The 6,338-nt window shown below is 74.8% G+C and carries 3 protein-coding genes; all 3 read left to right on the forward strand.

What is annotated here, in order from left to right; all coding sequences use genetic code 11:
• The first annotated feature begins 210 nt into the window (after nucleotides 1–210).
• The 3 genes from ACF1GV_RS20110 to ACF1GV_RS20120 all read left to right on the forward strand — a co-directional run bounded on the left by ACF1GV_RS20110 (nucleotide 211) and on the right by ACF1GV_RS20120 (nucleotide 6,219).
• Nucleotides 211–3,294: an SNF2-related protein gene (locus ACF1GV_RS20110; protein WP_391682548.1), complete on the forward strand. Its 3,084-nt coding sequence runs from the start codon at nucleotides 211–213 to the stop codon at nucleotides 3,292–3,294.
• Nucleotides 3,291–4,538, forward strand: a complete 1,248-nt coding sequence (locus ACF1GV_RS20115) for an SWF or SNF family helicase (protein WP_391682551.1) — start codon at nucleotides 3,291–3,293, stop codon at nucleotides 4,536–4,538. The genes ACF1GV_RS20110 and ACF1GV_RS20115 overlap by 4 nt, the downstream gene beginning before the upstream one ends.
• Nucleotides 4,539–4,878: 340 nt before the next feature.
• The gene (locus ACF1GV_RS20120; RefSeq protein ID WP_391682554.1) at nucleotides 4,879–6,219 is read left to right on the forward strand and encodes an esterase-like activity of phytase family protein; all 1,341 of its coding nucleotides are present in this window, start codon (nucleotides 4,879–4,881) and stop codon (nucleotides 6,217–6,219) included.
• Nucleotides 6,220–6,338 lie beyond the last annotated feature (119 nt).

Consider the following 6,338-nt stretch of genomic DNA (forward strand, 5'->3'; position numbering starts at 1 on the left):
TGTCTGTGGTGGAAACGGCCCGGCGTCTCCCGCAGTTCCGGCCACCGACCCTGACAAAGCCCTGAGAGGCATCCCCTACGGGTCGGCGGCCGGCCGGCCACCGTATTCATGGTGACCCGGCTCACATGGATCGGGCCACGGTCCGTCGTGGCCGTGCTGTACCCTCGGCGACTCCGCCCAGTAGTCAAATTTGAGGAGTGCGCTTCCGTCGTGCTGCGTCTTCCCTCGGCCGCCCCGCCGGCGCCCTCGCCCGACCCCACCGAACTGGCCCGGTGCAGCGCCGTGTTCGTGCCCGGAGACCCGCCCCGTACCGGCGCCGTCGCCTTCTGGCGGCCGGACCGTACCGCACCCCCGCCCCCGGCGTCGGTCTCCGTCACGGACCTGACCGTCGCGCTGCCCGGCGAGCACGGCGTGGAGCCGGTGACCGTACCCGCCCTGCTGCTGCCGGTGCGCGCCGCGCTGCCGGTCCTCGCCCACGCGCGTGCCGCCGGGCACGGACATCGCGCGGCCGCCTTCTGGGGCTCGGCCGCCGTCCTTGCCCTGCACTTCGCGGCGCGGGGCCTGTTCCTGCCGGGCCTGTCCGCGACCGATCACGACGCCTGGCGCTCGGGTCCGCACACCGCCCAGGACCTCGAGGGCATCCGCCGGCTCGCCGCTTCGATGCCCCCGGAGGCCCACGCCGTCCCCCTCGGCTCCGCACGGCCGCTGCGGCTGCCCGATCCGGAAGGGCTTCTGCGGGCCTTCCTGGACGCGGTCGCCGACACGCTGCCCCGCTCGCCTGCCGCTGCCTCGGTGACCGACGGCCCTGCCTTCGCCGTGTACGAGCCACAGCACATGCCCGAACTGCGCGCCTGGGCGGCCGACCTCGCCGCCGGCCACGACGCGGGGCTCCGGCTGTCCCTGCGCGTCGAGGTGCCGGGGCTCACCGAGGCGGCACAGGACGGCATCGAGGTGCCGCGCTCCACCTCGGCGCAGGCCGGCCAGGGGCTGGACGACGCGGGACCGGATGACGCGGGGCTGGCTGACGCGGGGCACGACGACAAAGGGCTGAGCGACAAGGCGCTGAGCGACAAGGGGCTGAGCGACAAGGGGCTGGACCAGGCGGCGCTGGGCGCGGAGGCGCTGCGCTTCCGGGCCGTGCCGCAGCTGCACAGCGTGCGTGATCCCGCGCGCGTGATCGACGCCGCCGACCTGTGGGCGGCTCCGGAGGACGCGGGCGAGGCGTTCGGTCCACGCGCGCGGATGGACGCCCTGGTCGCAGTGCGCCGCGCGACGCGTGCCTGGCCGCCGCTGGCTCCGCTGCTGTCCACGGCCGTACCGGATGCCGTGGAGCTGGCCGACGAGGAGGTGTCCGACCTGCTCGGCGCGGGTGCGCGCGCCCTCGCCCAGGCGGGGGTGGAGGTGCACTGGCCCCGGTCCCTGGCCCGCACGCTGACCACCCGGGCCGTCGTCGGGCCGCCCGACGACCCGGCAACGTCCGGCCACCGACCGCCCGACGACCCGGTCACGTCCGGCCACGGCTCCACGCGCGTGCCGTCGTTCCTGTCCGCCGACGCGACGCTGTCGTTCTCCTGGTGGTTCGGTCTGGGCGAGCAGCAGCTCACGCGTGACGAGCTGGACCGGCTCGCCGAGGCCGGCCGCCCTCTGGTACGGCTGCGCGACCAGTGGGTCCTGATCGACCCTCAGGAGGTGCGCCGGGCCCAAGCACGGCAGGAGCGCAAGGTCACAGCCGTCGACGCGCTCGGTGCCGCACTGACCGGCGCGACCGAGGTCGACGGCCACCGCGTCGAGGTCCGGGCCACCGGCTGGCTCGCCGCACTGCGCGACCGGCTCACGGATCCGGACGCCGCACAGGACATCGCCCAGCCCGCCGCGCTGGCCGCCACGCTGCGCGGCTACCAGCGGCGCGGGCTGACCTGGCTGGCCCGGACCGCCTCCCTTGGCCTCGGCTGCTGCCTCGCGGACGACATGGGGCTCGGCAAGACGATCACCCTGATCGCGCTGCACCTGCACCGGCAGACCGATCCGGCGAGCGCCGGTCCCACCCTGGTGGTCTGCCCGACGTCCCTGATGGGCAACTGGCAGCGCGAGATCGAGCGGTTCGCCCCGGGCACCGCCGTACGCCGCTTCCACGGGCCGCGACGCGATCTGGAGGACGTAGGCGAAGGCGAGTTCGTGCTCACCACCTACGGCACCCTGCGGCACGACGCCGCCCGCCTGGCCGCGGTTTCCTGGGGCCTGGTGGTCGCGGACGAGGCCCAGCATGTGAAGAACCCCCAGTCCGCCACGGCCCGCGCCCTGCGCACACTTGACGGGCACGCACGCGTGGCGCTCACCGGCACCCCCGTGGAGAACAACCTGTCGGAGCTGTGGGCGATCCTCGACTGGACCACCCCCGGTCTGCTCGGCCGCCTCGGCGCCTTCCGTACCCGCTACGCACAGGTGGTCGAAGGCGGCCGCGACCCCGCCGCCGCCCAGCGGCTGGCCCGGCTGGTGGGACCGTTTCTGCTGCGCCGGCGCAAGTCGGACCCGGGGATCGCGCCCGAGCTGCCGCCCAAGACGGAGACCGACCGCGCGGTCGCCCTCACCCCGGAGCAGGCTGGCCTGTACGAGGCCGTGGTGCGCGAGACCCTCGCGCGGATCTCCGGGGCGGACGACATGGTCCGGCGGGGGCTCATCGTGAAGCTGATGACGGCCCTGAAGCAGATCTGCAACCACCCGGCTCAGTTCCTGAAGGAGGAGAACCCGAGGATCGCCGGGCGGTCGGGGAAGCTGGAGCTGCTGGACGAACTGCTGGACACCATCCTGGCCGAGGGGGCGAGCGTCCTGGTCTTCACGCAGTACGTGGGCATGGCCCGGCTCGTCGAACGCCATCTGGCCGACCGTGGAGTGGCGACGCTGTTCCTGCACGGCGGGACCCCGGTCGCCCAGCGGGAGGCGATGGTGCGGCGCTTCCAGGACGGTGAGGTGCCGGTGTTCCTGCTGTCGCTGAAGGCGGCCGGCACGGGGCTGAACCTGACCCGGGCCGAACATGTCGTCCACGTCGACCGGTGGTGGAACCCGGCCGTCGAGGCGCAGGCCACCGACCGGGCGCACCGCATCGGCCAGACCCGGCCGGTGCAGGTGCACCGGCTGATCGCCGAGGGGACCATCGAGGACCGCATCGCGCAGATGCTCGACCGCAAGCGGGAACTGGCCGAGGCGGTCCTCGGTGCGGGCGAGTCGGCGGCCCTGACCGAGCTGACGGACGCGGAGCTGGCCGAACTGGTCGAGCTGCGGGGAGGAGAGCGATGAACCGGCAGGACGAGGCGACCGAGCGGGTCTTCGCGGCGCTGCCGCCGGTGCAGGGGCGGGCTTTCGCCCGCACCTGGTGGGGGCTGGCCTGGCTGAAGGCGCTGGAGGACACCGCCCTGGACACCGGGCAGGTCAAGACGGGGCGCAGGCTCGCGCGGGCGGGCGCCGTCGGCGCCGTGTCGGTCCGGCCGGGCCGGCTCACCGCCGTCGTACGGGACCGGGACGGCATCGGGTACCGGGCCGATGTGCTGCTGGCGCAGTTGGCCGAGGACGCGTGGGACCGGCTGCTCGCGATGGCGGTGGAACGCGCGGGTCACGTGGCGGCGCTGCTGGAGCGGGAGATGCCGCCGCATCTGGTCGAGGACGCGGCACACGCGGGTGTCGACCTGCTGCCGGGGATCGGTGACCTGGAGCCGCAGTGCGAGTGCGGCGCCTGGGACCACTGCGGGCACACGGCGGCCCTGTGCCATCAGGTGGCGCGGCTGCTCGACGAGGATCCCTTCGTGCTGCTGCTGATGCGCGGCCGGTCCGAGGGGGCCGTACTGGAGGCCCTCCAGTCCCGTGACACGGCGCCCGCGCGGGAGCCGGAGGGCGTGGACGCGGCGGAGGCGTTCGCCGCCGGCGCCGTTCTGCCGCCGTTGCCTGTCGCGCCCGAGCTTCCCGAGGAGCCGGGGCAGCCGCCTTCCCTGGACAGCGAGACGGCGGGTCCCGACCCGGCCGCGCTGGAGTTCCTGGCCGCCCGGGCCGCCGACGCCGCCCATCGGCTGCTGGCGCAGGCGCTGAGCTCCCCGCCGACGCCGGCGGATCCGGAGCTGACGGCCGCCGAGGACGCCGTACGGCTTGCGGCCGGTGAGCCGGGTCCGGAGGTGGCCCGGCGGCTGGCGGCCGCCTCGGGGAGGTCACCGCAGGCGCTGGACCGGGCCGCTCTCGCGTGGCGGCTGGGCGGGGCGGCCGGACTGTCCGCGCTGGAGGAGGAGTGGACGGTGCGGGGTGAGGCTCTGGCACGCGCGCGTGCCGCCCTGGACGCCGCGTGGGAGGACGACGAGCGCCCGCCGCTGAAGGCCGAGGGCAACCGCTGGACGGTGACCGACGCTCAGGTGCGTCTGGGCCGGGACGGCCGCTGGTGGCCGTTCCGCCGGGCACACGGGCACTGGGTACCAGCCGGACCGCCCGCCACGGACCCGGCCACCGCCCTCATGGCGGCACGATCCGACGGCCCGGCACAGGCTCACGGCTCGGCATGATCCGGCGGCCTGACATCGGCCCACGGCTCAGCACGATCCAGCCGGCCCGGAGCCAGTCCCCGCCCCGCCACGATCCAGCCGGGCCGCCACCACAGCGCCCGCCTCACCACGATCCAGTCGGCCCGCCGACAGCCCACGCCTCGCCACGATCCCGACGGCGTAGCGAGGAGCCCTCACCTCGGCACGATCCAGCCGACGGCCGGAAGGCGCCTTCGGGCGCAGACGCCCCCGGGCCGGTCCGACGAGCGGCCGACGCCCGGTGTTCACCCCGCCGTCGTGCGGCGTTCGGGGGCGGGCCCAACTCCGGCGGCAGTCAGTGAACGTGTCTCCAGGAGGCCCGATGTCCCCGTACGCCGCCGGCTGGCGCCGTGTCCACCGTTCCCTCGCGATCGGCGTTCCCTTCGCCGTGGTGGCCGCCCTCGCCGCGGCCCATCCGGCCGTGTCGGCTGCCTCGGCCGACGCCCACGTCACCCGTACGGCGACGCTCGGGGACCTGCCGCTCGGTGAGTTCAGCAACGCGCTGCTGCCGGGCAGGGTGGACGACGACCGGGGCGTGGACCTCGGCGGCATCGGGAGCGACATCTACCCGGCGGGCCGCAAGGGCGAGTTCTGGACGGTGACGGACCGCGGGCCCAACGGCCAGATCAAGGTGAACGGCAGCAAGCGCCGCACGTTCCCGGTGCCGGGGTTCGACCCGGCGATCGTGAAGATCCGCGTGCAGGGCGACACCGTGCGGGTGCTGAAGGCCGTCCCGATCACCACGGCGTCGGGCCGCCCGGTCACCGGTCTGCCGAACCAGCGGGGCCGCGACGAGGCGCCGTACTCCTATGACGCGAGGACGCCGCTGTCGTACGACCCGAACGGGCTGGACACCGAAGGGATCGTGCGCTCGGCGGACGGGAGTTTCTGGGTCGTCGACGAGTACGGGCCGTCACTGGTCCACGTCTCGGCGAGCGGCAGGGTCCTCACCCGTTACGTGCCCAAGGGCCTGAACCTGACCGGCGCGGACTACCCCGTGGTGGAAGCCCTGCCGTCCGTGCTGCTGCACCGGAAGATCAACCGCGGCTTCGAGGGGCTCGCCCAACTGCCCGGCGGTGACCTGGTGATGGCGCTGCAGAGCCCGCTGTCCCTGCCGGACACGGCCGCGGGCGAGGCCTCACGCACCACGCGGCTGCTGCGCTTCTCGCAGCGGAAACAGGCGGTCACGGCCGAGTACGCCTACCGCTTCGACCCGGTGGGCGTGGTGGACCCGGGCGAGGACGACACCTCGGAGCTGAAGATGTCCTCCGTTGTCGCGGTGGGCGGTGACCGGCTGCTGGTCGAGGAGCGCACCGACCGGACGGCCCGGCTGCAGCTGGTCCGTCTGGAGCGCTCGGCCGACATCCTCGGCGGCCGCTGGGACGACGACACGACGTCGCCCTCGCTGGAGCAGCTCGACGACCCGGCGCCCGCGGGCGTCCCGGTACTGCGCAAGCGACTTGTGGTGGACCTGGGCACGGTGGCCGGCGTGCCCGGGAAGATCGAGGGCGTCGCGCGCGTGGACCACGACACGCTCGCCCTGATCAACGACAACGACTTCGGGATGACCGACGGCACCGGCGCCTTCGACGCGCAGGGCCGGCTGGTGGACAGCGGGGTGGAGACGACCGTGGTCTACGTGCGCCTGCCGCACACGCTGTAGGCGGAGCGGTGGGGGGGGGGCCCCCCGGGGGGCGCCCCCCCCCCCCCGGCCCGGGGGGGGCCCCGGGCCCCCCCCCCGGGGGGCAATGCGCGGGTGGGGCGGTGGGGGAACGCCAAGCC

This window comes from Streptomyces sp. NPDC014006 (assembly GCF_043088925.1).
Taxonomy (GTDB): Bacteria; Actinomycetota; Actinomycetes; order Streptomycetales; family Streptomycetaceae; genus Streptomyces.

What these genes read in the sequence shown, in the direction of transcription:
- ACF1GV_RS20120 (WP_391682554.1), top strand. Translation starts at nt 4,879, where the DNA reads ATGTCCCCGTACGCCGCCGGCTGGCGCCGTGTCCACCGTTCCCTCGCG.
- ACF1GV_RS20115 (WP_391682551.1), top strand. Translation starts at nt 3,291, where the DNA reads ATGAACCGGCAGGACGAGGCGACCGAGCGGGTCTTCGCGGCGCTGCCG.